Annotated in this window: 24 protein-coding genes and 1 tRNA gene; 12 read left to right on the top strand and 13 right to left on the bottom strand. The window is 57.8% G+C overall.

Going from position 1 to position 24,436, the window contains the following annotated elements; genetic code table 11:
- Positions 1-199: 199 nt before the first annotated feature.
- The 5 genes from acpS to rpoZ all read right to left on the bottom strand — a co-directional run bounded on the left by acpS (position 200) and on the right by rpoZ (position 4,726).
- Entirely contained in the window at positions 200-604 is a 405-nt protein-coding gene (gene acpS, locus RBH71_RS17520) for a holo-ACP synthase (protein ID WP_003512241.1), read from the bottom strand.
- On the bottom strand, positions 601-1,179 hold the full coding sequence (locus tag RBH71_RS17515) for a DUF2062 domain-containing protein (protein ID WP_003512239.1): 579 nt from the start codon (positions 1,177-1,179) through the stop codon (positions 601-603). Before RBH71_RS17515 ends, acpS begins: the two co-directional genes overlap by 4 nt.
- A 446-nt stretch (positions 1,180-1,625) precedes the next feature.
- On the bottom strand, positions 1,626-1,772 hold the full coding sequence (locus RBH71_RS17510; protein ID WP_003496944.1) for a hypothetical protein: 147 nt from the start codon (positions 1,770-1,772) through the stop codon (positions 1,626-1,628).
- 195 nt (positions 1,773-1,967) lie between these two features.
- Positions 1,968-4,202 carry a RelA/SpoT family protein gene (locus tag RBH71_RS17505; protein ID WP_003512236.1) on the bottom strand — a complete coding sequence of 745 codons (2,235 nt, stop codon included), beginning with the start codon at positions 4,200-4,202 and terminating at the stop codon, positions 1,968-1,970.
- Between the two features lie 131 nt (positions 4,203-4,333).
- Positions 4,334-4,726: a DNA-directed RNA polymerase subunit omega gene (gene rpoZ, locus RBH71_RS17500; protein ID WP_003512234.1), complete on the bottom strand. Its 393-nt coding sequence runs from the start codon at positions 4,724-4,726 to the stop codon at positions 4,334-4,336.
- A 391-nt stretch (positions 4,727-5,117) separates the two neighbouring features.
- Between rpoZ and RBH71_RS17495 the strand changes: the two genes are divergently transcribed.
- The gene (locus tag RBH71_RS17495) at positions 5,118-5,687 is read left to right on the top strand and encodes an NYN domain-containing protein (RefSeq protein ID WP_013635795.1); all 570 of its coding nucleotides are present in this window, start codon (positions 5,118-5,120) and stop codon (positions 5,685-5,687) included.
- 224 nt (positions 5,688-5,911) lie between these two features.
- Complete coding sequence (locus tag RBH71_RS17490) at positions 5,912-7,411, top strand: globin-coupled sensor protein (RefSeq protein ID WP_003512230.1); 1,500 nt, start codon at positions 5,912-5,914, stop codon at positions 7,409-7,411.
- Positions 7,412-7,570: 159 nt separating this feature from the next.
- On the opposite strand, the gene smpB is transcribed toward RBH71_RS17490, so the two are convergent.
- Positions 7,571-8,053, bottom strand: coding sequence for an SsrA-binding protein SmpB (smpB, locus tag RBH71_RS17485; RefSeq protein WP_003512228.1), 483 nt, complete (start codon positions 8,051-8,053; stop codon positions 7,571-7,573).
- A 162-nt stretch (positions 8,054-8,215) separates the two neighbouring features.
- Positions 8,216-9,100, bottom strand: a complete 885-nt coding sequence (dapA, locus tag RBH71_RS17480; protein ID WP_003512226.1) for a 4-hydroxy-tetrahydrodipicolinate synthase — start codon at positions 9,098-9,100, stop codon at positions 8,216-8,218.
- 387 nt (positions 9,101-9,487) lie between these two features.
- On the opposite strand from dapA, the gene RBH71_RS17475 reads away from it, so the two are divergent.
- Positions 9,488-11,560, top strand: coding sequence for a lytic transglycosylase domain-containing protein (locus RBH71_RS17475; protein ID WP_162632350.1), 2,073 nt, complete (start codon positions 9,488-9,490; stop codon positions 11,558-11,560).
- A gap of 145 nt (positions 11,561-11,705) precedes the next feature.
- Here the strand turns inward: RBH71_RS17475 and RBH71_RS17470 are convergent, their stop codons facing one another.
- From RBH71_RS17470 to RBH71_RS17460, 3 genes are all read right to left on the bottom strand, one after another.
- Positions 11,706-12,752 carry a porin gene (locus RBH71_RS17470; RefSeq protein WP_003512223.1) on the bottom strand — a complete coding sequence of 349 codons (1,047 nt, stop codon included), beginning with the start codon at positions 12,750-12,752 and terminating at the stop codon, positions 11,706-11,708.
- A gap of 605 nt (positions 12,753-13,357) precedes the next feature.
- Positions 13,358-14,398: a porin gene (locus tag RBH71_RS17465; RefSeq protein ID WP_003512221.1), complete on the bottom strand. Its 1,041-nt coding sequence runs from the start codon at positions 14,396-14,398 to the stop codon at positions 13,358-13,360.
- Between the two features lie 778 nt (positions 14,399-15,176).
- Positions 15,177-15,267, bottom strand: a tRNA-Ser gene (locus RBH71_RS17460).
- A gap of 163 nt (positions 15,268-15,430) precedes the next feature.
- Between RBH71_RS17460 and RBH71_RS17455 the strand changes: the two genes are divergently transcribed.
- Positions 15,431-15,772, top strand: coding sequence for a hypothetical protein (locus RBH71_RS17455; protein WP_003512218.1), 342 nt, complete (start codon positions 15,431-15,433; stop codon positions 15,770-15,772).
- Between the two features lie 94 nt (positions 15,773-15,866).
- Positions 15,867-16,043 carry a hypothetical protein gene (locus tag RBH71_RS17450; RefSeq protein WP_192810515.1) on the top strand — a complete coding sequence of 59 codons (177 nt, stop codon included), beginning with the start codon at positions 15,867-15,869 and terminating at the stop codon, positions 16,041-16,043.
- 3 nt (positions 16,044-16,046) lie between these two features.
- Here RBH71_RS17450 and RBH71_RS17445 read toward each other — a convergent pair whose 3' ends face one another.
- Together RBH71_RS17445 and RBH71_RS17440 are read right to left on the bottom strand one after the other, a co-directional pair.
- Positions 16,047-16,847, bottom strand: coding sequence for an aldolase/citrate lyase family protein (locus RBH71_RS17445; RefSeq protein ID WP_003512214.1), 801 nt, complete (start codon positions 16,845-16,847; stop codon positions 16,047-16,049).
- Between the two features lie 7 nt (positions 16,848-16,854).
- Positions 16,855-18,072 carry an NAD(P)/FAD-dependent oxidoreductase gene (locus RBH71_RS17440; RefSeq protein WP_323687428.1) on the bottom strand — a complete coding sequence of 406 codons (1,218 nt, stop codon included), beginning with the start codon at positions 18,070-18,072 and terminating at the stop codon, positions 16,855-16,857.
- A gap of 328 nt (positions 18,073-18,400) precedes the next feature.
- Between RBH71_RS17440 and RBH71_RS17435 the strand changes: the two genes are divergently transcribed.
- Together RBH71_RS17435 and RBH71_RS17430 are read left to right on the top strand one after the other, a co-directional pair.
- Positions 18,401-18,748, top strand: a complete 348-nt coding sequence (locus RBH71_RS17435) for a hypothetical protein (RefSeq protein WP_003512212.1) — start codon at positions 18,401-18,403, stop codon at positions 18,746-18,748.
- 159 nt (positions 18,749-18,907) lie between these two features.
- Positions 18,908-20,020 (top strand): pyridoxal phosphate-dependent aminotransferase, encoded by a 1,113-nt coding sequence (locus RBH71_RS17430; RefSeq protein WP_003512211.1) that lies wholly within the window; start codon positions 18,908-18,910, stop codon positions 20,018-20,020.
- A gap of 412 nt (positions 20,021-20,432) precedes the next feature.
- Here RBH71_RS17430 and RBH71_RS17425 read toward each other — a convergent pair whose 3' ends face one another.
- On the bottom strand, positions 20,433-20,699 hold the full coding sequence (locus RBH71_RS17425) for a sel1 repeat family protein (protein WP_003496982.1): 267 nt from the start codon (positions 20,697-20,699) through the stop codon (positions 20,433-20,435).
- A gap of 481 nt (positions 20,700-21,180) precedes the next feature.
- Between RBH71_RS17425 and RBH71_RS17420 the strand changes: the two genes are divergently transcribed.
- The 5 genes from RBH71_RS17420 (at position 21,181) to amn (ending at position 24,371) form a co-directional block, all read left to right on the top strand.
- Positions 21,181-21,519 (top strand): DUF2147 domain-containing protein, encoded by a 339-nt coding sequence (locus RBH71_RS17420; protein WP_003512209.1) that lies wholly within the window; start codon positions 21,181-21,183, stop codon positions 21,517-21,519.
- Positions 21,520-21,640: 121 nt separating this feature from the next.
- A complete protein-coding gene (locus tag RBH71_RS17415; RefSeq protein WP_003512208.1) occupies positions 21,641-22,237 on the top strand; it encodes a hypothetical protein in 597 nt (198 codons plus the stop codon).
- Between the two features lie 159 nt (positions 22,238-22,396).
- Positions 22,397-22,579 (top strand): hypothetical protein, encoded by a 183-nt coding sequence (locus RBH71_RS17410; RefSeq protein WP_013635780.1) that lies wholly within the window; start codon positions 22,397-22,399, stop codon positions 22,577-22,579.
- A 10-nt stretch (positions 22,580-22,589) separates the two neighbouring features.
- Positions 22,590-22,763, top strand: coding sequence for a hypothetical protein (locus RBH71_RS17405; protein ID WP_003512206.1), 174 nt, complete (start codon positions 22,590-22,592; stop codon positions 22,761-22,763).
- A gap of 102 nt (positions 22,764-22,865) precedes the next feature.
- Positions 22,866-24,371, top strand: a complete 1,506-nt coding sequence (amn, locus tag RBH71_RS17400) for an AMP nucleosidase (protein WP_003512205.1) — start codon at positions 22,866-22,868, stop codon at positions 24,369-24,371.
- The last annotated feature ends 65 nt before the right edge of the window (positions 24,372-24,436 follow it).

Below are 24,436 nucleotides of genomic sequence, written 5' to 3'. Positions count from 1 at the left end.
CTGATTGTTTACCGGTTCCTGCGATTTGACGGAGGCGTCCGGGCCGTTGTTGCTCGCGACTGCGGCGGGGTAAAGCAATTTTTCACGCAGCCAGCGACGCTTTCATATTTCTGCGACTTCTCTAGAACCTTTCCAGCCGGAAGGGAAGCGCTTCTGTCATACGCCTGCAAATAGGCCGCCAATGCGGCAGCCGCCGGTCTCAGTCGCTCACGGGAAGCGCCTCGATAATCACAAATGCCTGAGCGTAAGGGTAATCGTCCGTGATGGTCAGATGGATATTGGCGCGGTGACCGGCGGGCAGCATGGCCGCCAGCCTCTCTGCGGCACCGTTGGTGAGCGCCATGGTCGGCTTGCCGCCCGGCAGATTGACGACCCCCATGTCCTTCCAGAAAACGCCGTTCGCAAGGCCGGTTCCGAGCGCCTTTGAACAGGCTTCCTTGGCGGCGAAACGCTTGGCGTAGGATGCCGCGCGGTTCTTGCGGCCATCGGACTTGGCGCGCTCGATATCGGTGAAACAGCGGTGCGTGAAACGTTCACCGAAACGGGTGAGCGAATGTTCGACGCGGCGGATATCGATCAGGTCGCTGCCCAATCCAAGGATCATTTCAACATCTCCAGAGACGCGTTTTTATTGGCGGCGCGATGCGCGAGATTTTCCATCTTGCGGCGCTGGAAACCGCTGATGAGGCTGTAGACGGTGATATAGGCGATCACCGCGCTCACGGCCGCGGGCAGAAGCGCACCGACGGTCATGGGTTCCAGCACCGGCCTCCATATCTGTCGGAATTCGAGGTGGCTGAACAGCGCAACGAAATCCACATGCGCAACCCCAGCCTCCTTCTGTCGTCCGAGCAGGAAATGCCCGAGTTCCCAGGTGGACGCCCAGATGAACGGAAATGTCAGGGGATTGGCGAAGGTGGTGCCGAGTGCTGCCGCAACGAGATTGACGCGCATGAGGAAACCGAGCGCCATGGCGATAATGATATGCACGCCGAGAAACGGTGTCCACGCCACGCCGATACCGAGCGCGACACCGGCGGCAATCGAATGCGGAGACGCAGACAACCGCAGGAGACGCAGCTTCATATAGCGCAGCGAACGGGTAAAACCCGTGCGCGGCCAAAAGAGGTCACGAATCTTCTCTGAAAAACCAACGGGTTCACGGCGGCGAAACGGCATGAGGGCAGTCTATTTCATCGCCCCGGCTGAGCCAAGAGCATCGTATACGACACGGGGATTTCTTTTGCAGGCATATTTTCCCCGTCATTCCGGCTTTTAGCTGGAATTCCGCCCACATCCCGTGGCATCACCAGAGAATACGAACCTTGCCGAACACTCTGACGTCATCCTCAGGCTTGTCCCGAGGATTTGCAACCGATTGATTGAATGCAAGGCTATCAGATCCCTGGGACGAGCCAAGGATGACGTCGAGGAAACAAGCACCTCTCGCCGTCAAATTCGTTTCAAAAGCAGCATGTCCTATCATTTAGACCGGACAGCGGTGAACGCCCGTTTGTAGCGCGCATTCACACAGCCTTACGAGACACGAGAAGGAGCTGACCGACAACGGCCACCACCTTCCAAGTCCCATACGCATGGCGAACGGCTGCCATGCGCTGAGTGCATTACCGGCGGAACAGGCCGCGGTCGATTTCGCGCTGGCGGAACTCGAGGTCGACATTCGACACGGAGCCGCTGAGATATTCGAATTCGCGTTCCTGGGTCGTCTTGCCACGAACTGCACGGGCGATCTTGCGAAGCGGAGTAAACATGATTTCATGTCCTTTCAGTTTGGAAATGGCGTTTCTCATCGGGGTAGGACCACCGGCACGCCGCGTTTTCCGTTTTCAATTTCTGAAAGGAAGATAGTCGCAAACCACATGCGCGACCAGAGACAGTAAAAGGCCGCTGCCATGCATCCAGTGCATAACAGCGGCCTTTTGAATGTGCGAATGATCAAAAATGCCTCAATCGAAGGCACGTTTGACCGTGGATACGCAATCGAGGTCTTTCAGCTGCGACAGCAGCTGGTTGAGTTGCCGCAAATCCCAGACTTCGACATCCAGCGCCAGTTCGGAAAAATCCGTGCCGATGCGGACCATATTCAGAGCGCGTATGTTGACATCCAGTGTCGCGATCGATTGCGCCACGGAGGCGAGCGTGCCGGGTTCGTTCAGCGCGTTGATCATCACCCGCGCCATGAAGCGCGACTTGTTCGCCTCATCAAGATCCCAGCGGACATCAATCCAGCGCTCCGGCTCATCGTCGAAACGCTGCAGCGCCGGCGCCTGAATGGGATAGATGGTGATGCCCTTGCCTTTTTCCATGATGCCGACGATGCGATCGCCCGGAACGGCGCCGGCGGCACCGAAATGCACATCGACATTGCCGGAAAGGCCACGGATGGGCAGCGGGTCCGGTCCATCGAGCATTTCGGCTGCGCCATCGTCTTCCAGAACGGAGCGCGACTTTCCGGGGATCTTGAAGACCATACCGGAAGCGCTGCGCATGTTGAACCAGCCGTCGTCGCCGGTCATCTTCACCGTCACGCGCTCGTCCTGATAATCCGGATAGACTGCACGCAGCACGTCGAGCGAGGAGACCTCGCCGCGCCCGACGGCGGCGATAGCGTCTTCCACATCCTTCTGCGCCAGACGATGCAGCACAGGTTTCAGCGCGTCACGCGAGAAGGCCTTGCCGGCACGTTCGAAAGTGCGCTCCAGAATACGGTAACCGAGACCCGAATATTGCTTGCGAATGGCCATGCGCGTGGCGCGGCGGATGGCCGAGCGGGCCTTGCCCGTCACCACCACCTCTTCCCATGCAGCGGGCGGAACCTGCACGCCGGAGCGGATGATCTCCACCTCGTCGCCGTTGTTGAGCCGGGTCACAAGCGGCATGATCCGGCCGTTGATCTTGGCGCCAACTGTGGTGTCGCCGATATTGGTGTGCACCGCATAGGCGAAATCGATGGGCGTCGCGCCACGCGGCAGCGCAATCAGCTTGCCCTTGGGTGTGAAGCAGAACACCTGGTCCTGGAACAGTTCCAGCTTGGTATGTTCGAGGAATTCTTCCGGGCTGTCGCCTTCTGCCAGCGATTCGATGGTGTGGCGCAGCCAGGAATAGGCGTTGCTCTCCGGCGAGAGCAGATCGCCCTCCCCGTTTTCGCCGTCCTTATAAAGCGCATGGGCGGCAATGCCGAATTCGGCGATTTCGTGCATGCGCTTGGTGCGCAGCTGCAACTCAATACGCTGGCGCGAAGGGCCAACGATCGTGGTGTGGATGGAACGATAGTCGTTCTGCTTCGGCGTGGAGATATAGTCCTTGAAGCGGCCGGGTACCACGCGCCAGCGGGTGTGGACAATGCCGAGCGCCCGGTAGCAGGAAGGAATATCGTCCACCAGAATGCGGAAGCCGTAGACGTCGGACAGTTGCTCGAAAGAGAGCGATTTCGACTGCATCTTTCGGAACACCGAATAGGGCTTCTTCTGACGCCCCTTGACGCTGGCGCCGAGAAGGCCATTCGCCACGAGTAGCTCGCGCAGCTCGTCCTCGATCTTCTTGATGAGCCCTTCGTTGCGCGTTTCGAGTTCCTGAAGGCGGTTGGTCACCGTCTCATAGGCTTCCGGATTGAGGTAACGGAAGGACAGGTCCTCCAGCTCGTCGCGCATGTCCTGCATGCCCATGCGGCCCGCGAGCGGCGCATAGATTTCCATGGTTTCTTCGGAAATGCGGCTGCGTTTGTCCGCTGGCATATATTCCATGGTGCGCATGTTGTGCAGGCGGTCGGCCAGCTTCACCAGAAGAACGCGCACGTCGTCGGAAATGGCAAGCAGCAGCTTGCGCAGGTTTTCGGCCTGTTTGGCCTTGCGCGTGACGAGATCGAGTTTCTTGAGCTTGGTCAGCCCCTCCACCAGTCTGCCGATATCCTCGCCGAACAGCTCGTCGATTTCAGCGCGGGTAGCGGTGGTGTCCTCGATCGTATCGTGCAGCAGCGCCACAGCGATGGTCGATTCGTCAAGATGCATTTCCGTCAGGATGGCGGCAACTTCCAGCGGATGCGAGATATAGGGGTCGCCATTGGCCCGCTTTTGCTGGCCATGTTTCTGCATTGCATAAACATAGGCCTTGTTCAGCAGGGCCTCATTCGCATCCGGTTTATATTTTTGAACCCGCTCAACGAGTTCGTATTGCCGCATCATGCGATATTCCACAAAAGAAAGCGCGCCAACCTTGGGGTCGGCGCACAATGCTGCATCAATAGGGATCAGATTATGACGGCAAATATTGACAGACGGTAACCACCGCCTGCCAATGGCGTCATAAAGTCAGATCAATAGTCGTCATTTTTTTCCGGCGGCACAAGGCCTTCGATACCGGCCAGCAGTTCTTCTTCCGACATCTGGTCGAAAGTAACGGTTTCCGGCTGGTCGTCCTCTTCGCCATCGGCAGTAGCGGAGGCTGCCAGCGTAACCGGATCGGGCTCGGGCTCGTCCACTTCCACATGCTTCTGCAGCGAATGGATGAGATCTTCCTTGAGGTCGTCGGGCGAGAGCATCTCGTCGGCGATTTCGCGCAGAGCGACGACCGGGTTCTTGTCGTTATCGCGGTCAACCGTGATGGACGAGCCCTGGGAAATCTGGCGCGCACGGTGGCTGGCGAGAAGGACCAGCTCGAAACGGTTGTCTACTTTATCAATGCAATCTTCAACTGTGACGCGGGCCATTGCCTGTCCTTTGCGAGTCGTAATGTCGTGGATCAGAGCGCCGTGCTTTCTTGAGGATGCACAAGGGATGCTCTAACCTATTGAATCTGCGCTTCGTGCCTTGCGAAAAACGCTTTGGATTCCTCGCGACGAAGCCTTCCAGCTTCCGATACAGCCATTGGCCGCGGAATTCAAGTTTTTCCTGTCTTTGGCGTCTTTTGGCACCTTATTGCCCTTGTTTGGCGTCTGATGAACAAAATGTCTAGAAGAATTGTCTTGGAATACGGGTGAAGTTACCTTACTTAAAACGCAACGGCGCTACGCAAAATTCGTTGATACGACATGATTTTTCGCATTTGCGACCGGAAATAAAAGCCAGATAATGGCCTTTCCAAAAAAGGAATGGGATGGAATGTTCGATCCACGGGAGAAAATTGCGCTCTTTATAGATGGAGCCAATCTTTATGCAGCATCTAAAAGCCTGGGGTTCGATATCGACTATCGCAAGCTTCTTAAGGCGTTTCAGAAGCGCGGATACCTGCTGCGCGCCTACTATTACACCGCATTGATCGAGGATCAGGAATATTCCTCGATCCGCCCTCTGATCGACTGGCTGGATTATAACGGCTACAAGGTCGTGACGAAGCCGGCGAAGGAATTCACCGACGCGCTCGGTCGCCGCAAGATCAAAGGCAACATGGATATCGAACTTGCTGTCGATGCCATGGAACAGTCAGAGACCGTCGATCATCTGGTTCTGTTTTCCGGTGACGGCGATTTCACCAAGCTGGTGGACGCGCTTCAGCGCAAGGGCCGCAAGGTTTCCGTGGTGTCCACCATGGCAACGCAGCCAGCAATGATCGCCGACGATCTGCGCAGGCAGGCAGATCACTTCATTGATCTCATGACCTTGAAGGCCGAAATCGGGCGTGACCCGAACGAGCGCCCTGCCCGGCACGTCGAAAGCCCCGAAACGATCTGATCCCGGTTTTTAAGCCGCCGACCTAATGACAACGCGTCCGTCTGCAAGGCGGGCGCGTTTTTGTTTGGCGCCACAACCGTGTATTCCTGCCGGAAAATTCCTCTTAAAATTAACAAACATCAAATTCGGCCAGTCAAAATTATATCTTGGTTAATTTTAGACGTGTCTAAATCACCCAACGGCACCAACGACATGATTTCGGTGTCAAATCAGGATGTTCAGACATGCATGGCCAAGTAAAAACCAATCAACAACTCGACGAAAGACTTAATTTTCTGGGGCTTGGCCAGGAGCAACGGCAAAACCTTTCGGACATGAAGGGCGTCATTACAGGCTCTCTCGACGCCTCTCTCGACCGTTTTTATGCGAAGGCGCGCTCCGTGCCGGAAACGGCGAAGTTCTTTGCAAGCGAAGCACATGTCCAGCATGCAAAAGGCATGCAGATGAAACACTGGGCAAGAATTGCCTCCGGCGCCTTCAACTCGGACTATACCGATGCCGTGACGGCCATCGGCCGTACCCATGCAAGGCTGGGGCTGGAGCCGAGATGGTATATTGGCGGTTACGCGCTGATGCTTGATGGCATCGTCAAAGCCGTTATCAATTCGGAACTGAAGGGCCTTTTCCAGGAAAAGAAGGCCAAGAAGCTGAACGACGCCCTGACGGTAACGATCAAGGCCGCCCTTCTCGACATGGACTATTCGATCTCCGTCTACCTCGACGTGCTTGCCGCCGAGCGGCTGAAGGTCGAGGAACAACAGGCGCAGATGAAGAAGGAGCAGGAGCACGTTCTCGAACTGCTCAACAACGCCCTGAACAAGCTGGCGAATGGCGACCTCACCTCCAGCATCAATGAAAAGACTGCACCGCAATTCGAGGGGCTGATTGCCAATTTCAACGCTGCGGTCGGCAATCTCGCGGGTGCATTCTCGCAGATCGTCGAGGAAGCCAACAAGATATCAGGCAATACGCGCGAACTGACATCGGCTACCGACGACATGGCCCGCAGAACGGAGCAGCAGGCAGCAGCCCTTGAGGAAACCGCCGCCGCCGTGGAGGAAATCACCACCATTTCCAAGCTTTCGGCGCAGCGCTCCGAAGAAGCCAAGGCCATCGTCGAAAGCTCGGCCGCCGAAGCGGCGCGGTCACGGGATGTGGTGACGGAAGCGGTAAAAGCGATGGGAGCCATCGAGGAATCGTCGCAGAAGATCACCCAGATCATTTCCGTCATCGACGAGATTTCGTTCCAGACGAACCTTCTGGCGCTGAATGCCGGTGTGGAAGCCGCGCGTGCCGGTGAAGCTGGCAAAGGTTTTGCCGTCGTCGCCCAGGAAGTGCGCGAGTTGGCACAGCGTTCAGCCAACGCCGCGAAGGAGATCAAGACCCTCATCACCAAATCCTCGGAGGATGTGATGCAGGGCGTATCGCTGGTCAATAAAACCGGGCAATCGCTGAATACGATCGGCAACAAGGTGGATCATATTCAGGAACATATCACCTCGCTGACCAAGGCGGCCCAGGAGCAGTCCGTCGGCATTCAGGAAATCAGCGCCGCAATCAACAGCATGGACAATCTGACCCAGAAGAATGCGGCCATGGTGGAAGAAACCAACGCGGCCACACACAATCTGAGCGATGTGAGCGCCAATCTGGCGGCACTGGTCAGCCGGTTCAGCGTCTCGGCGTCCACCTCCTATGTGGAGCGGACTTACAGGGCGGCGTGAGAGCTGTCTATTCAAGAGGCGAAAGCATCCCCGCTCTCATTCCTGTGCTTGTCACAGCAATCTAGCCAGCCTAAGTCCTTGGGCTGAAAAGAACTCTCTCGCCGCGCAGACGCGCGGCGGCTTGATTCCTGCGACAAGTGCAGGAATGAGGGATGAGCTCTAGGCGTTGTTGCCCTTCAACAGCCGCGACTTCTGCCGGTTCCAGTCGCGTTCCTTCTCCGTCTCGCGCTTGTCGTGCAGCTTCTTGCCCTTGGCCAGTGCCAGTTCCAGCTTCGCACGGCCCTTTTCATTGAAATAGACCTTCAGCGGCACCAGCGTCATGCCTTCACGATTGATGCCGGCGCGCAGACGGTTGATCTCGCGCTTGTTCAGCAGCAACTTGCGACGGCGGCGCGGCTCGTGGTTGAAGCGGTTGGCCTGCAGATATTCCGGCAGGTGGGAATTGATGAGCCAGATTTCATCGCCCTCGTCCGATGCGTAGGATTCGGCGATGTTCGCCTTGCCTTCGCGCAGCGCCTTGACCTCGGTGCCGGTCAGCACCAAACCCGCCTCATAGGTGTCGATGATTTCGTAGTTGAAACGAGCCTTGCGGTTTTCCGCAACGATCTTGTTCACCACGCGCTGGCTGCCTTTGGGGGCCATGATATTTCAATCCCTTGTTTTTCTTATTGCGCCTGCGGCTTGTCCGCCACGAGCGGTTTTCACGTTTCTATTTAGTATCGTCGTTACGAAAAGAAAAGGCGCGCGAAACGGCTTCTGTCGCGAAGCAGTCCCATTGCGCGCCTTTCGGGTTTCAGGTGTCCGTCAGTTCATCAGGCCGGCATGCTTCAGCGCCGCGTCGATTGCCGCTTCCGTTGCCGGTTCCAGCGTGCTCATCAACGGCGAGCGGACCTTGCGGTTACCGCCACGGGTCTTTGAAAGCGCATATTTTGTGCCGCAGACACCAGGTTCCATGAAGATGGCCCGGTGCAGCGGCATCAGGCGGTCCTGATACTCCAGCGCCTTGGCGTAGTCGCCTGCAAGCATGGCCGCCTGGAATTCGGAACAGAGGCGTGGCGCAACATTGGCGCTGACCGAAATGCAGCCGACGCCGCCATGGGCGTTGAAGCCGAGCGCCGTGCCATCTTCGCCGGACAGCTGGATGAAATCCTTGCCGCAGGAAATCCGCTGTTCGGAGACGCGGTCGAGCTTGCCCGTCGCATCCTTGACGCCGACGATGTTCTTGTGCGCCTTCACAAGCGCACCCATGGTTTCCGGCGACATATCCACCACCGAACGCGGCGGGATGTTATAGATGACGATCGGCAGTTTCACTGCTTCCGCAACTGCGGAAAAATGGGCGAAAAGCCCCTTCTGCGTCGGCTTGTTGTAATAGGGGGTGACCACCAGCAGCGCATCCGCGCCGGCATCCTGCGCGTGCAGGGCAAGTTCGATCGCTTCATCGGTATTGTTGGAGCCAGCGCCCGCGATGACCGGAACCCGTTTCGCCGCTACCTCGATGCACAGCTCGACCACACGTTTGTGCTCGTCATGGGACAGGGTTGGAGATTCCCCCGTCGTGCCCACAGGCACAAGTCCGTTGCTGCCTTCGGCAATCTGCCATTCCACATGGGCGGCAAATGCCTGTTCGTCCACGGCACCATTGTCCGTGAACGGGGTAATGAGGGCGGGAATTGATCCCTTGAACATACAAAGCTCCTGGCGCCGAGCCGGTTCATGCTTCGGCCGCATTCGATGGTTAAAACCGGCACACATTAGTGCCAGCCCTTGGCGCCGACAAGCGCAAAGGCAGCCTATTTTGTCCGAAATTGTCGGAAGTGTGACAGTCGCGGAAGCTCACGCGGCAGGCAAAAAACGAGGCGGTAGAATTTTACGCCGCTCGCAGACCGGTGAATTAAAGTTGATTGGAGTGCCGAGCGGAAAGTAAGGTTTCGTTAAGCACAGTCTCCGTAGATTCCAGAGTGGGATCTGAGGCGAAACTCATAGGTGCAACGCACTGGCGCATTTCGCAATCCCGCTGCAATGAAACGACAATACAAGAAGGTCGATTGTTTCCGTCCAGTGATGAAGAGCGGTATGAAAAAGACAGTTTGGGGATTGATGGCGGCAGGTCTTGCCGCGACCGTTTGGAACGCGCTGGCCGGCCCCGTGCCGGAAGCTGCCGTGCCGCTTCCCTATGTGAAGCCGAATGCGCCTGCTGTTCCCGCCTTCATGCCGGCCTCGCCCGAAATTACCGGCGCCATACCACGCCTTAACCGGCCTGACGATGCAAGCCAGCTTAAAGCGGGACTGGATGCGCTTTCCAGCCGCGACACGACACGCGCCATCGCCCTTCGCAACGCCATGCAGACAGGCAGTCTCGACCGGCATATTCTTACCTGGGCGATTGCCATTTCCGGGCAGAAGGACGTGCCTTTCGCCGAAATCACTACAGCCCAGAGCGAACTGGCGGGGTGGCCGGGTGCGGCGACGCTGCGCGCCAATTCCGAAAAGGCGCTTTACCGCGAAAATCCACCGGCACCCCAGGTGCTTGCCGCTTTTGGCAGCGGCCGGCCGGAAACAGCCGAGGGCACCGTTGTGCTGGCCAAGGCCCTCACCTCTTCCGGCAAGGCTTTGGAAGCACAACGCCTCATTCGCAAGCTCTGGGTGAGCGAAGGCATGGACAAGGACATGGAAGACCGTGTTCTTGCCGAGTTCCCCACTTATCTGACGCCCGCCGACCACAAGGCGCGGATGGATTATCTGATGTATCGCAGCCGAATCGGCCAGGCGAAACGTTTCGGTGATCTCGGCAAGGCGCAGTCGCTCTACAATGCCTGGGCCGCCGTGCTGCAGCGCTCAGGCAATGCCGTGGCGCTGCTGGGCAAGGTCGACGCCAACTTGCGCAGCGACCCTGCTTTTCTCTTCGCGCGCATCGAAAATCTCCGCAACCAGCAGAAATATCCGGAAGCCGCAGCACTTTTAAAGCAGGCGCCGAAGGACACGGCAAAACTCGTCAATCCCGGCGAATGGTGGAACGAGCGGCGAATCATCGCGCGCGGCGTCGCCGATCTCGGCGATTTTGCCGAGGCCTATCGCATCGTCGCCAATCATTCGGCCACATCAGCCGTCGATGTTGCCGATGCGGAATTCCATGCCGGCTGGTATGCGTTGCGGGCACTGCGCGATCCCGCCACGGCCTCACGCCACTTCAACACCCTTTTGCAGACCTCGAACCGGCCACTTTCCGCCTCACGGGCCTATTATTGGCTTGGGCGGGCGGCGGAAGTGGGCGGGCCGGGCAATGCCCGCGATTTCTTCACCAAGGCGGCTGCCCATTCCGGCACCTTTTACGGCCAGCTTGCCGCCGCACGAATCGATGCAAAGACGCTGAACGTCACATACCCTGCTCCGAGCGCTGCCGACCGTGAACGATTTGCCGGCCGCGAAGCCGTGCGGGCCATCGACAGGCTGGAAGCCGCAGGCTACGGCTGGCGGGCCGACAGCCTCTACAGGTCATTGGCAGATCAGCTCGACAGCCCGGGCGAGCTTGCCATTCTGGCAGCAAGGGCGGAGGGCAACGGCAACCATCAGGTATCACTGCAAATCGGCAAGACGGCCTTCAGCCGCGGCATCGACGCGGCCGCCCTTGCCTATCCGCTCGGTGTCATTCCCGCCAGTGCCAATATTGCCGGCTCCGGCAAGGCGCTTGCCTATGCCATCGCCCGGCAGGAAAGCGCCTTCAACCCGGCCGCCGTCTCCGCTGCCAATGCCCGCGGACTACTGCAATTGTTGCCGGGAACCGCCAAGGGCGTGGCCGGGCGCCACGGCTTGCCCTACACTCAGGCGATGCTGACCAGCGACGCCGGATATAACGCCACGCTCGGCGCACATTATCTCGGCGAACAGATCGACAGTTTCGGCGGCTCCTACATCCTCACCTTCATCGCCTATAATGCCGGCCCGAAACGCGTGCCGGAATGGATCGCCCGCTATGGCGACCCCCGCGGCAAGCCTATCGACGATGTCGTGGACTGGATCGAGCGCATCCCCTTCCCCGAAACCCGCAATTACGTGCAGCGGGTGATGGAGAATTATCAGGTCTACAAGACGAGGCTGGGGCAACAGGCTGATATTGTCGATGACCTGCGTCATGGGCGGGCGGGATAGAAGACCGGTTCATCAGTTGACTACTGTCAAAATATCGAAGCACCGGCAGGCCCGGTGCTTTTTTTGTTTTCAGGATTTACCGCACTCAAACGAAAAAGCCCGGCTCGAGAGCCGGGCTTTCCATCACTGACAATGTCAGATCAGATTAGAACGAACGCTGAAGGCGAACGAAGCCGGTGACCTGATCGTCAGCGCCATCTTCGTCGTAGTAGTTTGCGGTAACCTTGGTGCTCAGACCTTCGGTGATCTTGTAGTCAACCGTCAGACCAGCGGTCCAGGCATCACGGTCACCAACGAAGTCACCATCAACCGGGTTGACGTCGAGCTTGCTCAGATATTCGAAGCCGGGCGTGATGGTCAGGCGGTCGGTAGCCTTAACAGCATACTCAACAGCAACAGCCCATTCAGACTTTGCGTAGTAAGCGTTGTCACCCGAAGCCCATACACCTGCGAGGCCGAACGTGCCCGGACCAACGTCTGCGAACAGGATGCCGCGCACCGCAACGTTCTCGGCATCGAAGTCGTAGCTGGCAATCAAGTTGGCAGAAACTGCGCCGAACTTGCCGCCGATCATGCCACCGATACCTACGTTGTTATCCGGATCGTAACGAAACTGACCGAACTGGCCTTCAAGCTCGTCAACCGAGATAGCAGCCTGGAAAGAACCTGCATCATAGGTGTACTTGATCGAGTTGAACAGGGTGTTCGTGGACAGAATGTCGGTTTCGCCATTCAGATCGTCGTCCCACCAGCTGTAGAACTTACCGACCTTCAGGCCGCCGAGTTCGATGAAGGCCTGGTCAACGAAAACGCTGGAACCAGAAGCGGTACCGTTGTCGGCATTGCCACGGAAGCCGATGAAGCCACGCAGAGCGCCGAGTTCGGTGTCGGTGCGTGTGTCGATTTCGAACTGAGCGCGCGTGAACGAATCCCAGTCAGACGTGCCGCCAGCAGCGGTGCCTGCGCTTGAACCGTTACCACGATTAAAGTCGGTCTGGAAACGGATGTAACCGCCGAACTTCAGGCAGGTTTCGGTGCCTGGGATGTAGAAGAAGCCGGTGCCGAAAGCGTCGCAAACGCGAACGTATTCCAGGGGCTCAGGCTCAGCAGCGACGATAGCGTCGGCAGCGTGAGCGCCGGATACTGCTGCGAGAGCCGCAGCGGAGCCGATCAAAAGGCTCTTGATGTTCATGGTTGACCTCCAGTCAAACGCTTAATCTTCTAAGCAGCGAGTGGGAAACACAAATCGATGCGTGCCGCTTATGGAGATGATTAGAGCCAAAACCGGCCGGACAGGCAATCGCAATCGTGACAAAAGGAAGACAGTAAGGTGCCCTTAGTTTTGCATTGTTGCGAAATAGCTACAATTCTAATTTCCCCAACTCCAATTCTTAATGAGTCGTTAATTTCTTATTTATTTCACATACTTACGAGGAATGGCAAAATTTCCTCGCGAGCTAGACTCGGCCCGCAAGCAGGATATCGACGCAATCAGGCCACGCGAACTTGTCAAAAGAGCGATTTACGGGGCTGTAGATTTGGACACGCTCGGCGCTCGGAACCGCCTCACCGCCCCGCTTGATATATTGCGCCCAAGCAAGAGATGCTGAACGAATCGGCAGCCATGGACGCCGCCTGACGTCAGTCAGAGAAAATGGACTCGGAGCGCTGCAATCAATCGTGGCTGACCACCTTTGCAGTGATGCGTCACACGCGCCTTCCGAGGGCAGATTGACAGAAAATGAAAAAGCCCGGCTCGAGAGCCGGGCTTTCCTTCACTGACAATGTCAGATCAGATTAGAACGAACGCTGAAGGCGCACGAAACCGGTAACCTGGTCGTCACGGTTGTCGATGTCAACGTAGTTAACAGCGATCTTCGTGGAGAGGCCCTGGGTGATCTTGTAATCAACCGTCAGACCAGCCTTCCAGCCGTCGTCGTTCGAGAAGTCGTCGAAGGAAACGAGGCCGTAGTTGCCATAGTACTGCGCGCCGGGGGTGATCGTCAGCTTTTCAGTTGCCTTGATGGCATATTCAGCTGCAACTGCCCACTCGGAGACGTTGTAGTAAGCGTTTGCGCCAGAAGCCCAAACACCGGCCAGACCGAGCGTGCCCGGACCAACGTCAGCCGTTGCGATCAGGCGAACGGAGCCGTTTTCGCGGTCGGTGTCGTAGCCGCCGATGAGCTGGAAGGAAGCAGCGCCGAGCTTGGCGCCAACGCCGAGAGCAACACCAACGTTGTTGTCGGATTCGTTGAACGGACCAACAGAGATGCCTTCGAGTTCGTCAACCGAAGCGCCTGCCCAGAACGAGCCAGCGTCGTAGGTGTAACGAATGGAGTTGAACAGAGCGTTGGAAGACAGCTCGTCCGTTTCGCCAGAAAGGCCATCGTCCCACCAGCTGTAGAACTTACCGACCTTCAGGCCGCCGAGTTCGATGAAGGCCTGGTCAACGAAAACGCTGGAACCAGAAGCAGAACCGTTGTCGGCATTGCCACGGAAGCCGATGAAGCCACGCAGAGCACCGAGTTCGGTGTCGGTACGGGTGTCAACTTCGAACTGAGCGCGCGTGAAAGCGTCCCAATCAGACGTGCCGCCGTTGTTGGTGCCAGCGCTCGTGCCGTTACCATTCTTGAAGTCTACCTGGAAACGAACGTAACCCTGGAACTTCAGGCAGGTTTCGGTGCCCGGGATGTAGAAGAAGCCGGTGCCGAAAGCGTCGCAAACGCGAACGTATTCCAGGGGCTCAGGCTCAGCAGCGACGATAGCGTCGGCAGCGTGAGCGCCGGATACTGCTGCGAGAGCCGCAGCGGAGCCGATGAGAAGGCTCTTGATGTTCATGATTGACCTCCAGTCAAAGTTTTTAAGTGGGTCTGGGTACTTTTGCCGAAGGACAGCATTCCCTGCCCCATTCCCGTGTTCTTAGAAGCCAAACGATCCACCGCCTCGCTTCTGGTCGTGAAAATACAAAAGGTTTCGCCGCTTGCAATCGCCAACATCCGATAAAGCGCATTTACGTACATGCTTCATTTCGGTTTGTTGCGGAAACAGCACACAGTGGGCACACGGCCCATAGGCGGCTTTACCATGCGTTAAGAAATGACTTGAAAATCCGTTAGTTAGCGCGGTTAACAAGGTCTTTCTAAACTATAGGCCTTTTCAGAGATCCCTTGCCCCGCAGGGGAAGGGCGACGGAAACTTTTGCCCCGTTCCAGCCCCACCCTTAGTATGGCACCCTGGTGCGCACATAGAAACAACAGTGAAACCCGAGCTGTTCGCCACCGATTCCCCGATCAACGATTCGGCTCGCAGGCTCCGGCACTTCAATTGTTTGGCCGATTGCGTCCGCAAGCGTTATGGGACGAGTCGCGAAAACGGCGCGGGATACGAGTGTGCGTCACTTGGGTACAGAGTGCTTTGTAACTGCCTGCAAGAAACGAGGGGCAGAATCGCGTCGGCGCATTAGCTCTCTCCACTATCCTGCGGTTTATCGCTGGGGGCCGGAGTTTCGCGAAACGCGCTGAAGAACGAACTGGCATGCGGAAACGCATGCTTTGGGTGTCTGCTTGGAAGAAGTAGCTGTTTAGGGAGATTTATAATTTCAGGCTTCGTGCCGAAATGGCGGAGAGGATGGGATTCGAACCCACGATACGCTTTTGACGTATACTCCCTTAGCAGGGGAGCGCCTTCGACCACTCGGCCACCTCTCCGGTGCGGCCTGATTATTGCTTTAAAAAAATGAATGCAAGGGTTTTTCGCCAAGAAGCCGAAAAACCTGTTGGCCGAACACCCGCCAGCGAAACTTTGCGGGCGATTGGGGAACTTCTTCTCTTCCGGCACGTTCTGGCTTCGGTAACAAAAAGAGGTGTTCTAATGGCTCAGACCAAACTGAATGTTGTCGAAGATACGATCGAAAACCAGATTGCGGAGTTGCGTTCGCAGATTTCGTCTCTCTCCAAGTCCGTTTCCGCTCGTGCGGAAGGCGTTGGTGAAGATGCATCCGAATTTCTGGATGAGGCTCGTGGCCGCGTTCGCAAGGCGGCAAGCAATGTGCGCGCCCAGGGCCAGAACGTTGTGGAAGCAGTCAAGGAAAACCCCGGTACTGCAACCTCACTGCTGACGATCGTCGGCGCACTCGGCTTTGCGATCGGTTATGCGGTCGGCGCTGGTACGCAGCAGAGTTCTTCGAACAGCAGCCTTTACCGCTGGCGCTGATTGCCACACTAGAGGTTAGAATTCAGGCAAGGCGGGATACGTTCCGCCTTGCCTGTTCGCATTTATTTCAGAGAATTGACGACCGGGGGCGGAAATGATGTTTAGCAGCGATCTTGAAGAAGCATTGTTGGATTTCGCGAGAGATCACGGCATTGACAGGGATGAGGCTATCCAGCGCATCGTCCGCGCCGCACTCATCAATAATGGTTATCTCGCTTCCGGCGAAGAAGGCATTCCGCCGGAAAAGCTGAACGCCAGCAACGATGACTAAGACTCAATATCCGGATTTGGATGGCGCAGGCGCTGCCCCGCCCTTGTAGCGGCTGGAAAGCGCACGCAGTGTATTTGAAAACTCCGTAACATCGGCGCCAACAGCCACGAAAGATGCGCCGAGTTCCAGATAACGGCGATTGAAGGTCTCGTTGAAGGTGAGAATGCCAGCGGCTTTGCCGGCCGCGACGATCTTGACGATCGCTGCCTCGATTACGGCCTGCACTTCCGGCTCATCCAGCCTGCCGAGATAGCCCATATCCGCAGCAAGATCGGCCGGGCCGATGAAGATGCCGTCCACACCTTCCACCGCAAGAATATTGTCGAGATCATTGATCGCGACGCGCGTTTCGGCCTGCACCAGCAGGCACACGCTGTCGGACGCACTGTCGGCATAATCGGTTATGGTGTTGAAGGCGGAGGCGCGGGCAACCGCCGCCCCCATGCCGCGAATGCCGCGCGGCGGATAGTGCATCGCGCTGACCAAAGCTTCAGCCTGCGCCGCCGAATCGACCATGGGCACCAGAAGCGTGCGGGCGCCTGCGTCCAGCAGCTGCTTGATCATCCAGCTTTCGCCAACGGGCACACGCACCACCGGTTCGGCGGGCGATGTGGCGAGAGCGCGCAATTGGTCGATGATGCTGCGAAGATCGTTCGGGCCGTGCTCACCATCGATGACCAGCCAGTCGAAACCCGCTGTTCCGGCAATTTCCGCCGTGATGGCCTCACCCATATCGAGCCAGAGACCGATTTGCGGCCTGCCAGCGTGGATGGCTGTTTTGAAACGATTTTCGGGAGCGGGCATGATGTCCTCAGGAAAGCAGTAATTTCAGATCGGCGGACGGGTCCGCCAGGATGGCGCGATCCGGCTCAGCGCCGGTATCGAGCAGTTTTTTGCCGGGAACATAAGCCTTGGCATCGTTGACGGCGTCGACCGCCACGAATCGCCCGTCGCGGAAATACCAGACCGACCAGCTGCCTTCGCGCGCGCCGGGCCGCAGCACCGTCTCGTCATAACCGAGGTTGAAGCCGGCGATCTGCAGCTTCACCTCGTATTGATCAGACCAGAACCAGGGTTTGGCATCATAGGCGACTTCAGCGCCTGCCAGTACATGCGCGGCGGCCTCGGCCTGATCAACCGCGTTCTGGACTGATTCGAGACGCACAAGCTGGCCCCGCCACGGCAGCAACGCGCAATCGCCCACCGCGTGGATATCCTTGTCCGAGCTGCGGGTGTGTTCATCCACCACGATGCCATTGCCGACATCGAGGCCCGATTCGCGGGCAAGGCGATCGTTCGGGGTTACGCCAATGCCGACGATGACGAAATCCACGTCAAGCACCGAACCATCGGAAAGCTCGGCAGCGGCTACTCGGCCAGCCATGCCGACGAGCCGCACGAGGCCGGTCTTTTCGCGGATGGAGACGCCGTGCTCCTGATGGATGCCGCGCATGATATCGGCGGTTTCCTTTGCCGCCACGCGCTGGAGAATGCGGTCGGCCATTTCGATCAGCGTGACCTCGAGACCGAGCTTGTGGGCGACGGCTGCCGCTTCGAGACCGATATAACCACCACCGATAACCAGCAGCCTGCGGCCGGGTTTCATTTCCTCAAACAGCCGGTCAGCATCGCGCTTGTCGCGAACGGTCAGAACACCTTCGAGATCGCCACCGATGCTGGCGGGCAGCTCGCGGGGTGCAGCACCGGTCGCCAGTACCAGCTTGTCGTAGGAAAGCGTGCTGCCATCCTGCATGCGAACGGATTTGGCAGCGCGGTCTATCTCCTCCACGAAGGTGGAGAGCCGGATATCGACATTGTTTTCCGCGTACCACTCCTCAGGCCGAAACATCAGCCGGTCGAAGCTCATCTCGCCTAAAAGGTATTTTTTCGACAGTGGCGGCCGTTGATAAGGATAGGCATCCTCCGAGCCGATTATGGTGATGGGGCGCTCATCCTTCAGCGCCCTGAGCTTTGCCGCCAGCGCGAAAGCGGCCTGCCCCGCCCCGACGATTACCAGCCTTCCCGCCACATTTCACTCCCAGAACAATCGCCAATGGGCAGATTTGCCGCACCCTGCGAAGCCATATTGCGGGATCAGGCGTAACGCCAAGTACGGCCCGCGTCAACCGTACAGCGCCACCAGCCCGGTGCAAGCATGACACATTATCACCCCAGACTGCGACACCCTTGCAACCGGAAGGAGCCGGATGCATTTCCTCAAGGGAAACATCGGCTTCCGACAGGCGGTCTGGCCCATGTCGAGACGCACAACAGACAATTGCGCGGATTTCCTTCACGCACTGGCAAGGAAGCCGCGTTAAAATCGGCATCAGGAAAAGGCAATCCGGGAGGTTGTCATGGCTTTACATATTGATCACCGTCAAAGCGTCCCGCAGGACGAGCAATACGAGAAGTTTCAGATCGACCGGCCCGGAAAGATCACCTTGATCGGGCATCACCTCAGCGCCAAGGATACCATGCGCTGCCTGGTGCGCAGCATCTCGCTTTACGGCGCAGAGATCGAGGTCAGCCCTCATCTGGAGATGCCCACTAATTTCTATCTGGAAATTCTCGGCATTCGCGATGAGATCGGCTGCAACCTGATCCGCAGGGAAGAGGAAAAGGTCACCATCGGATTCAACATGTTGATCGACGCGGAGTTCCTGCACCATGTGCGCAGGCTGAGTTTCGAGACCAGCGTCTGAGCCGCATCGGCCGATTCGCGGCCGAGTTTTTCTCTCACGGCGCGACGGTGGAAAAAACTGTTCCAAAACAGCCATCCGGAAACCGGGCGCGACTTGCGTCCGGTTTTTTTGCACCTATTGTGTGCCGGGTTTTCAAACAGGTACTGGAAATCTCAGCCAATGTCCGCTTTCTCACGTCTTACGCCGCTTGCCGTCTCTCTTCCTTCAACCGTTCCCTTCGTCGGCCCGGAAGCCATCGAGCGGGGCCGCGGCCTGAAGGTGGAAGCGCGGATAGGCGCCAATGAAAGCGGGTTCGGTCCTGCCCCATCCGTGCTTATGGCCATGCGGGATGCGGCGGCCGAGACCTGGATGTACAGCGATCCGGAAAATTTCGAACTGAAGGAAGCACTCGCCATCCACCACGGCGTTTCGCGTGGCAATATCGCTATTGGCGGCGGTGTCGATGGTTTGCTGGGTGAGATCGCCAGGCTAATCGTTGAGCCGGGCACGCCGGTGGTCACCTCGCTCGGCGGTTATCCTACCTTCAATTACCATGTGAACGGCTTTGGCGGAAAACTCGTGACCACGCCATATGTCGACGATCACGAGAACCTCGACGGGCTTCTCGATCTCGTCATCCGGGAAAATGCACCGCTGGTCTATTTCGCCAATCCCGACAATCCGATGGGAAGCTGGTGGGAGGCAAGCGAGGTCGTGGCCTTTGCCCGTGCGCTGCCGGAAACCTGCCTGCTCATTCTGGACGAGGCCTATTGCGAGACCGCACCTGCCAGCGCCGTGCCAAGCATCGACGCCCTTATCGGCCAACCGAACATCCTGCGCATGCGGACTTTCTCGAAAGCCTATGGGCTTGCCGGCGCCCGCGTGGGGTATGCGATCGGCACGCTCGGCAATGTCGAAGCCTTCGACAAGATCCGCAATCATTTCGGCATGGCACGCGTTTCGGTCGCCGGCGCATTGGCGGCACTGAAGGATCAGGCCTATCTGCATGACGTCGTTGGAAAAATTGCGGTGGCTCGAGATCGCATTTCTGCGATTGCCCGCAGTAACGGCCTCTCGCCCCTGCCGTCGGCAACCAATTTCGTCACCATCGATTGCCAGCGCGACGGCACTTACGCCCGCGCCATCGTCGACGGCTTGATGGAACATGGCGTGTTCATCCGCATGCCGGGCGTGGCGCCGCTCAACCGCTGCATTCGTGTGAGTGTGGGACCTGATGACAAGCTTGATCTTTTTGAACAGGCATTGCCTAAGGTCATCAAGGCGATTGGGTGAGGCGGACGACGCCTCCCTCATTCCTGTGCTTGTCACAGGAATCTAGCCAGCCCAAGTCTTTGGGCTGAAAAGAGTCTTTCGCCGCACGGACGTGCTTCTGCTGGATCCCTGTGACAAGCACAGGGATGAGGGCGGAGGGCTCCGGCAAGCATGTAATCCGCTGCTGCGCACTGCGCGTATCGCTTCAAAACCAGCCCGCAAACCACTGTTCGCGAATCGTTTTCCATCAACCGACATCGCCAGACATAAGAAAACCGCGCCGGCCTTGTTCCTGCCGGTCGCGGTTTGATGTGTCAGCGCAAAAGCTCGTTTCAAAGCCCTCGCCGCATTCCCCTTCGGGTTTACTTTCGTTTGTACCGGTCATCGGGACTGGAGGGAACCGGACCGGAAATTCTGTCGCGGATAAGGTGCGTCAGTGCATCGTCATCCAGTCGCGTGCGGCACGCAGCGCTTCGGCCAGTTCCGCCTTGGTCATGTTGCGGGCAAGATCTGCTCGCAGCGAAGCGGCTCTTTCCGATCCGCGGATCGCGGCGATGTTGAGCCATTTGTGGGCCGCGACCAGATCCACCTTGCATCCCCGGCCGGTCGCATAGACCAGGCCGAGATTGCAAAGGGTGTCGGCGCGGGTTTCGCCACCGGCAACTGCCATTTCGATATCGCGAATTTCAAAGCGTGCCATCGTTTTAATCCCTGTCTTCTCGCCTGTTTCATCAAGTGCCTTCTTGTCGAGGCTAACCTTTGGAACTGCCGTCTTTTGCGGCTTTTTTGTTCTTCCGGCCGGCAGGTTTTCCCTGCGCTTCTGATGACCCCAATATGTCATGAGGCTTTCAACGGGCGCTTAAAAGGCATGATTAATGGGCCGCAAACAAACTGCAAACGATTGGTAAAATTGGGTTTTTGTTAAATATCACGAGGTGCGGAAATTAAGGACTTTCGAGCGAATTTTACGAAAACTTTAGAATTGGATTTCAACCCTTCATTCACCACGATCCAAACAACGGTTTTTCGAATTGCCCCTCTCCCACTCTCCTGACCGACGCAAATGCAGTCTCGCAGCTGGAATTTTCTGTTTCCTTTTACGTGAACGTCAAATACTATCCGCATGCCCGTGCGGAGGACGAAACGGGCAAAGAAAGCGCGACATGGACGGAGGAGTTTTTATGAAGCGTGTGATGATGATTGCTGCAGGCCTGCTGATCGGCAGCAACCCTGCTTTTGCTGCTGAGCCCATTGAAGGCAACTGGAAGACGGCGAGCGGCGAGACAGCCGTAATCGGCCCCTGCGGCGCAGCTTTCTGCGTGACGCTGAAGACAGGCAAACATGCGGGAAAACAGATCGGCAAGCTTTCCGGCAAGGGAAACAGCTATTCGGGCGATATTACCGATCCCGCCAATGACAAGACCTATAGCGGCTCCGGCACCGTTTCCGGCAATTCGCTGAGCATGAAGGGCTGCGTGCTGAAAATCCTGTGCAAATCGCAGACCTGGACGCGGTTGTGAGATAAGATGCGGCGGACAGGCTTGTAACAGCCTGTCCGTCGTCGCAGACGGACGTCGTGTGTAACGCATATATCCGTTGATGTATCGTCGCGGCCCGAACGAACACTCTTAAGAGCGACGCATGCCTGCCACCCTTTCCATAATCCTGATTTCGGGTACGTCCCATGTCGGCAAAAGCACTCTAGCCGGCCTGTTAAGCGAAAAGCTCCACTGCGAGGCAATTTCAACCGACAGCCTGGCACGCCACCCCGGGAGGCCATGGCCGGGCATACCCACGCCTGTGGAGGAATATTACAGGCAGCTGTCGGCAGAAACGATCCATTGGTTTCTGAAGGTGCATCACCAGAATATCTGGCCGCTTGTGCGCGGGCTGATCGACAGCAAGACAGGCACCGGCAATATCGTCGTCTTCGAGGGCGCGGCATTGCGGCCGGAATTTATAGCGCCCCTGCTGGGCAGAACGGTTGCCGGGGTCTTTCTTCACGCACAGAATGACTTTCTCTCCGACAGAATGCGCGCGCATGCAGGATATAAAGATGCGACGGCGGGCCAGCGCCGGATCATGGACGCCTTCATTGAGCGGTCCCTGCGCGAAAATACCGAAATGCTGGCATCCGCGCGACACCATCACGTCCCGATCGTCGACATCGCCAATCCCGAAGCATTCGATGGCCTCGTCAACGAACTTAAAGCCCGTGCGGTAGCCTCTCCGGCGTGATCCAAAAGCAGGCGATTTGAGGCCGCTGAAGCCAGCCACCGCCCTAATTCACACTGGAAGTATCCCGTTAATCTCCCTGAACACCATATGAACCGGGGTCTCAGGGTCCGTTCAGTCCGAGTGTGGCAAAACTCTGTCCATGAACTCCAATAAAGGGGAATGGACATGACAAAGTTGATCAGCCGGCTGGCAATCTTCGCGTTTCTCATGGCGATCTTCGCCATGTCCTTCGCCTCGCTCGTCGTTAATCCCAACCGCAGCTTTCAGCGGGTGAATGCGGGTGCGGCGCTTGCCTGCCAGCACAGCCCGGCACCCGCCGCCAATTGCCCCGTCGTGCTGTGAGGACCAGCCGATGACGACGATCTTTTCCAACGGCCTGTTTTCCGCACTGAGACTGGTGCTGATGGCATCGATCTTTCTAGGCCCGGTGGCGGGACTTGCAGTTTACAAGGCAGATCCCCGCCCGGCATCCAAAGGCGCCGGTTTCGTGCTGCTGATGAGCCTGCAACGCGGCGCGCTCGGCTGAGATTTCACCGCCTGCCCTTTGCCGCAGCCATTTTTCCGTTTCTTTTCAGTTTCTTCGTATTTCTGTCGCTTGCCTGTCGAAATAGGCCTCCTATAATGGGCCATGACAATAGCAAAACGAACGATTCCGCCCTTCTCCTTCATAAGCCCCGAGCCTTTCGCGCCGCAGACGTTCACGGACCCGAAAGAAGCTGTTGAGGCTTTGACCGCGCTTTACGAACGCAATACGGCGTTCCTCATCAACTCCTTCACCGAACTTGCCAAGGGTGCGCCGATTACCGGCCGCTACCGCGCCTGTTATCCGCAGGTCAGCCTCGAGACATCCACTTTCGGTCATGTCGATTCGCGCCTTTCCTATGGCCATGTCACCTCCCCCGGCGTCTACACGACGACGATCACCCGGCCGGAGCTTTTCCGCCACTACCTGAAAGAGCAGCTGGGGCTTCTGATCAAGAACCACGGCGTTCCGGTGACGGTTGCCGAATCGGCTACGCCCATTCCGCTGCATTTCGCCTTTGGCGAAGGCGCTTATGTCGAGGCGGCGGCGGCATCCTCGCTGTCCGACGTGCCGTTGCGCGATCTTTTCGACACGCCCGATCTCAACAACACCGACGATCTCATTGCCAATGGCGAATATGATCAGGTGCCCGGCGAACCAGCGCCGCTTGCGCCGTTCACCGCGCAGCGCATCGATTATTCGCTGGCCCGCCTCAGCCATTATACGGCAACGAGCGCCAGCCATTTCCAGAACTTCGTGCTGTTCACCAACTACCAGTTCTATATCGACGAATTCGCCGCATGGGCGCGGCAGTTGATGAAGAATGGTGGCGAAGGCTACACGGCCTTCGTGGAGCCGGGCAACATCATCACCCCCGCCGGTTCCGACAGGCCGGACACGGATGCGGTGCTTGGCCGCCTGCCGCAGATGCCAGCCTATCACCTGAAGAAAAAGGGCCATGCCGGCATTACGCTGGTCAATATCGGCGTCGGCCCTTCCAACGCCAAGACGATCACCGACCATATCGCCGTGCTGCGCCCGCATGCCTGGCTGATGGTTGGCCATTGCGCCGGCCTGCGCAACAGCCAGCGCCTTGGCGATTATGTGCTGGCACACGCCTATGTGCGTGAGGACCACGTTCTGGACGACGACCTGCCGGTCTGGGTGCCGATCCCGGCTCTGGCGGAAGTGCAGCTGGCGCTGGAAGGTGCGGTTGCGGAAGTCACCGGTTACGAGGGCTTCGAGCTGAAGCGCATCATGCGCACCGGCACCGTCGCCACGATCGACAACCGCAACTGGGAGCTTCGCGACCAGGCGGGCCCGGTCAAGCGCCTGTCGCAATCGCGCGCCATCGCACTCGACATGGAATCGGCGACCATCGCGGCCAACGGCTTCCGGTTCCGCGTGCCCTACGGCACCCTCCTCTGCGTCTCCGACAAGCCGCTGCACGGCGAATTGAAGCTGCCGGGCATGGCGACGGAGTTCTACCGCACGCAGGTTGCCCAGCATCTGCAGATCGGCATCCGCGCCGTGCAGAAACTCGCCGCCATGCCAACGGAAACGCTGCATTCGCGCAAGCTCAGAAGCTTCTACGAGACGGCGTTCCAGTAAAAACAGATATCGCTAAAAGCGCCTTGGTGTATTGTTTCGAAAATCGATACACCAAGGGTTTTCCC

This window comes from Rhizobium sp. AN68, from assembly GCF_030758035.1.
GTDB classification, from domain to species: domain Bacteria; phylum Pseudomonadota; class Alphaproteobacteria; order Rhizobiales; family Rhizobiaceae; genus Agrobacterium; species Agrobacterium tumefaciens.
This window is presented reverse-complemented; position numbering and strand designations above follow the sequence as displayed.

Bases quoted from the DNA above. Each gene is read 5' to 3' on its own strand.
- RBH71_RS17475 (WP_162632350.1), top strand. From the start codon at position 9,488: ATGAAAAAGACAGTTTGGGGATTGATGGCGGCAGGTCTTGCCGCGACC.
- RBH71_RS17415 (WP_003512208.1), top strand. From the start codon at position 21,641: ATGCCTGCCACCCTTTCCATAATCCTGATTTCGGGTACGTCCCATGTC.
- acpS (WP_003512241.1), bottom strand. From the start codon at position 604: ATGATCCTTGGATTGGGCAGCGACCTGATCGATATCCGCCGCGTCGAA.
- RBH71_RS17405 (WP_003512206.1), top strand. From the start codon at position 22,590: ATGACGACGATCTTTTCCAACGGCCTGTTTTCCGCACTGAGACTGGTG.
- RBH71_RS17490 (WP_003512230.1), top strand. From the start codon at position 5,912: ATGCATGGCCAAGTAAAAACCAATCAACAACTCGACGAAAGACTTAAT.
- RBH71_RS17445 (WP_003512214.1), bottom strand. From the start codon at position 16,847: ATGCCCGCTCCCGAAAATCGTTTCAAAACAGCCATCCACGCTGGCAGG.
- RBH71_RS17515 (WP_003512239.1), bottom strand. From the start codon at position 1,179: ATGCCGTTTCGCCGCCGTGAACCCGTTGGTTTTTCAGAGAAGATTCGT.
- RBH71_RS17410 (WP_013635780.1), top strand. From the start codon at position 22,397: ATGGACATGACAAAGTTGATCAGCCGGCTGGCAATCTTCGCGTTTCTC.
- RBH71_RS17430 (WP_003512211.1), top strand. From the start codon at position 18,908: ATGTCCGCTTTCTCACGTCTTACGCCGCTTGCCGTCTCTCTTCCTTCA.
- rpoZ (WP_003512234.1), bottom strand. From the start codon at position 4,726: ATGGCCCGCGTCACAGTTGAAGATTGCATTGATAAAGTAGACAACCGT.
- RBH71_RS17495 (WP_013635795.1), top strand. From the start codon at position 5,118: ATGTTCGATCCACGGGAGAAAATTGCGCTCTTTATAGATGGAGCCAAT.
- RBH71_RS17435 (WP_003512212.1), top strand. From the start codon at position 18,401: ATGGCTTTACATATTGATCACCGTCAAAGCGTCCCGCAGGACGAGCAA.
- RBH71_RS17470 (WP_003512223.1), bottom strand. From the start codon at position 12,752: ATGAACATCAAGAGCCTTTTGATCGGCTCCGCTGCGGCTCTCGCAGCA.
- RBH71_RS17465 (WP_003512221.1), bottom strand. From the start codon at position 14,398: ATGAACATCAAGAGCCTTCTCATCGGCTCCGCTGCGGCTCTCGCAGCA.
- RBH71_RS17420 (WP_003512209.1), top strand. From the start codon at position 21,181: ATGAAGCGTGTGATGATGATTGCTGCAGGCCTGCTGATCGGCAGCAAC.
- RBH71_RS17505 (WP_003512236.1), bottom strand. From the start codon at position 4,202: ATGATGCGGCAATACGAACTCGTTGAGCGGGTTCAAAAATATAAACCG.
- RBH71_RS17425 (WP_003496982.1), bottom strand. From the start codon at position 20,699: ATGGCACGCTTTGAAATTCGCGATATCGAAATGGCAGTTGCCGGTGGC.
- dapA (WP_003512226.1), bottom strand. From the start codon at position 9,100: ATGTTCAAGGGATCAATTCCCGCCCTCATTACCCCGTTCACGGACAAT.
- RBH71_RS17450 (WP_192810515.1), top strand. From the start codon at position 15,867: ATGATGTTTAGCAGCGATCTTGAAGAAGCATTGTTGGATTTCGCGAGA.
- RBH71_RS17455 (WP_003512218.1), top strand. From the start codon at position 15,431: ATGGCTCAGACCAAACTGAATGTTGTCGAAGATACGATCGAAAACCAG.
- smpB (WP_003512228.1), bottom strand. From the start codon at position 8,053: ATGGCCCCCAAAGGCAGCCAGCGCGTGGTGAACAAGATCGTTGCGGAA.
- amn (WP_003512205.1), top strand. From the start codon at position 22,866: ATGACAATAGCAAAACGAACGATTCCGCCCTTCTCCTTCATAAGCCCC.
- RBH71_RS17510 (WP_003496944.1), bottom strand. From the start codon at position 1,772: ATGTTTACTCCGCTTCGCAAGATCGCCCGTGCAGTTCGTGGCAAGACG.